The 2,716-nt window shown below is 68.1% G+C and carries 2 protein-coding genes and 1 pseudogene; all 3 read left to right on the top strand.

Going from position 1 to position 2,716, the window contains the following annotated elements; genetic code table 11:
* Positions 1-252 (top strand): annotated as a pseudogene (locus tag JHD73_RS27380) (sugar ABC transporter substrate-binding protein); the annotation flags it as partial.
* A 37-nt stretch (positions 253-289) separates the two neighbouring features.
* Positions 290-1,870, top strand: a complete 1,581-nt coding sequence (locus tag JHD73_RS27385) for a sugar ABC transporter ATP-binding protein (protein WP_199033278.1) — start codon at positions 290-292, stop codon at positions 1,868-1,870.
* Positions 1,860-2,716: ABC transporter permease (locus JHD73_RS27390; RefSeq protein WP_199033279.1), on the top strand; the 857-nt coding region annotated here is incomplete at its 3' end. The genes JHD73_RS27385 and JHD73_RS27390, both read left to right, overlap by 11 nt.

Below are 2,716 nucleotides of genomic sequence, written 5' to 3' on the forward strand. Positions count from 1 at the left end.
GCAATCGGCGCCGTATCGGCCGTGCGTGCGGCGGGCAAGCTGGGCAAGGTACTGATTGGCGGCTACGACAACATCGACGCCATCAAGGCCATGCTCGCCGATGGGCGCGTGGTGGCCACGGCAGACCAGCACGCCGACCAGCAAGCCGTCTACGGCATCGAAACCGCCCTGAAGGCCCTGGCCGCCAAGACGCCGCAGGCGAAGTTGTCGGGCGTGGTTGAAACGCCGGTCAACCTCGTCACGCGCACCTGACCCCCTGACCCGATCGACAGGCAAGCCGCCGCCAGCCATGTCTGCAGCCTACGAACCGCGCCCGCTGCTACTGCGTGTGTCCGCCATCAGCAAGCACTACGCCGCCCCCGTGCTGCGCGAGATCGATCTCGACGTGCACGCGGGCGAGGTGCTTGCGCTCACGGGCGAGAACGGCGCCGGCAAGAGCACGCTCTCCAAGATCCTCTGCGGGCTGGAGACGGCAACATCCGGTTCGATGACGCTGGCGGGTTCGATGTACGCACCCGCTTCGCGCAGCGCGGCGGAAGCGCTGGGCGTGCGCATGGTGCTGCAGGAGCTGAGCATGGTGCCGACGCTCACGGTGGCCGAAAACCTGTTCCTTGGCCAATTGCCGCACCGGCTGGGCTTTGTCGACCGCCCCACCCTGCGCCACCAGGCCGAGCAGGCACTGGCGCGCGTCGGGCTGGAGCTCGATCCGTGGACCCCCGTAGACACGCTCGGCATCGGCCACCGGCAGATGATCGAGATTGCCCGCGCACTGGCCAGCGCCTGCCGCGTGCTGATCCTCGACGAGCCGACCGCCATGCTGAGCGCGCACGAAAGCGCGACGCTGTTCACGCGGATCGACGCGCTGCGCCGCGAGGGCGTGGCAATCATCTACATCTCACACCGGCTGGATGAACTCGCCCGCATTGCCGACCGCATCGTCGTACTGCGTGACGGCAAGCTGATGACCGACGCACCGGCGGCTACCGTCACGCAAGATGCGCTGATCCAGGCGATGGTCGGACGGGACATCACCGCCTCGTCCGAAGGCGAGCGTGCCGCACGCGAACCCTGGCAGGGCGACGGCTCCCCTGCCCTGCGCGTGACAGGGCTCACGCGCGCGCCGGCAGTGCGCGAGGTGTCGTTCGAGGTGGCGCCGGGCGAAATCTTTGGCATTGCCGGACTGGTGGGCGCGGGACGTACCGAGTTGTTACGCCTGATCTTCGGCGCGGACCGCGCGGATGCGGGCACCATCGAAGCCGGCTCGCCGCTCAAGCCAGTGCGTATCCAATCACCTGGCGACGCGGTGCGCCAGGGCATCAGCCTGCTCACCGAAGACCGCAAGGACGAGGGCCTGATGCTAGGCCTACCGATTGCAACCAACATCGCACTGGGCAACATGCCAGGCGTGACCACGCGCGGCTGGCTGCAGCCTGCGCGCGAACGCGCGCTGGCACAGCGGCACATCGACGCCCTGCGCATCCGCTGCGCAGGGCCCGAGCAACCGGTAGGCGAACTCTCCGGCGGCAATCAGCAGAAGGTGGCGATTGCCCGCTGGCTGGAGCGCGACACCCCGGTGCTGCTGTTCGACGAACCGACGCGTGGCGTGGACGTGGGTGCCAAATTCGACATCTACGCCCTGCTCGACGCGCTGGCTGCACGTGGCAAGGCGCTCGTCGTGGTGTCCAGCGATCTGCGCGAGCTGATGCAGTTGTGCGATCGCATCGGCGTCATGCGGGCCGGGCGCCTCACCCATATCTTCCAGCGTGGCGGCTGGAGCCAGGATGCCCTGCTCGCGGCCGCGTTTGGTGAGTCGGGCGAGTCCAACCCACCCGCTCCCAAGTCATCCCCGGAGACCGCCGATGCGCTCTGATTCCACCCTGCCGCCGGCCGGTACCGACAACACGCCAACAGCCGGGGCCACCAACCCGCGCGCGGCGGTGGGCATGTCGCTCGGCACCATCGGCGGGCTGCTGGCCGCGCTGATCGCCATGCTTGTGCTGTTCGGCACACTGTCGCCGACGTTCTTCTCGCTGCCCACCTTCACCACCATCGCCAACGAGATTCCCGATCTGCTGGTGATGGCGGTGGGCATGACGTTCATCCTGATGATCGGCGGCATTGATCTGTCGGTGGGGTCGGTGCTGGCGCTGGCCGCCTCGGTGCTGTCGGTCGCCATGACCAAGCTCGGCTGGGGCGTACTACCGGCGGCGTTGGCGGGCGTTCTGGTGGCAACGGCGGCCGGTGCGGTAACCGGCACGGTCACGGTGCACTGGGGCATCCCGTCGTTCATCGTGTCGCTGGGTGTGCTGGAAATGGCACGCGGCCTCGCCTACAGCCTGACCGATTCGCGCACCGCCTATATCGGCAGTGCGGTCGACTGGCTGGCCAACCCGATTGCACTGGGCATCGCGCCGTCGTTCCTGATTGCGATTGCCGTCACGGTGATCGGCCAGATCGTGCTGGTGCGCACCGTGTTCGGGCGCTACCTCGTCGCCATCGGCACCAATGAAGAGGCCGTGCGGCTGGCGGGCGTGAACCCGCGCCCCTACAAGATTGCCGTGTTCGCACTGATGGGGCTGCTGGCGGGCCTGGCTGCACTGTTCCAGGTGTCGCGACTGGAGGCAGCCGACCCGAACGCGGGCGTCGGCATGGAATTGCAGGTGATCGCAGCCGTGGTGATCGGCGGCACGAGCCTGATGGGCGGGCGCGGCTCCGT

Origin of the sequence: Ralstonia sp. ASV6 (genome assembly GCF_016429285.1) — a bacterium.
Lineage (GTDB): Bacteria > Pseudomonadota > Gammaproteobacteria > Burkholderiales > Burkholderiaceae > Ralstonia > Ralstonia flaminis.